Origin of the sequence: Aestuariirhabdus haliotis, from assembly GCF_023509475.1 — a bacterium.
In the GTDB taxonomy this organism is placed as follows: Bacteria; Pseudomonadota; Gammaproteobacteria; order Pseudomonadales; family Aestuariirhabdaceae; genus Aestuariirhabdus; species Aestuariirhabdus haliotis.
The window spans coordinates 1-302 of the sequence record NZ_JAKSDZ010000125.1 but is presented as its reverse complement, the minus strand read 5'-3'; the positions used below and the strand labels follow the sequence as shown (position 1 = coordinate 302).

The following is a 302-nucleotide window of genomic DNA, read 5'->3' as shown; positions in this document are numbered from 1 at the left end:
ATCCAGTCCATAGGGGTGCGGCCGTTGGTGTAAGTAATGGAGACCTGACGACCATGACCTTCTCGTGTATCCGCCGACGCTGGGTTGCGCATGCAGCGGGTTTTGGTGTCGCAGTGGCGGCAATCGGTTAACTTACCCTCAAAGAAGAGTTTACGTTTGCCATGCTCATCGGCGGTTTCATTTTTCAGCCAGAGCTCATTTCCCATTGGGCAGTGACAGGTTTTGTTTCGTTTGTTGAAGCTAAACTCCGTCGACGGTATCACTTTCATCACGCCCTTGACGGTATCTTGATGACGCTTGCC

1 protein-coding gene is annotated in these 302 nt (G+C 52.0%); it reads right to left on the bottom strand.

The genetic code is table 11. From position 1 onward, the window contains the following. Positions 1–302: transposase (locus MIB40_RS19545; protein ID WP_249697193.1), on the bottom strand; the 302-nt coding region annotated here is incomplete at both ends.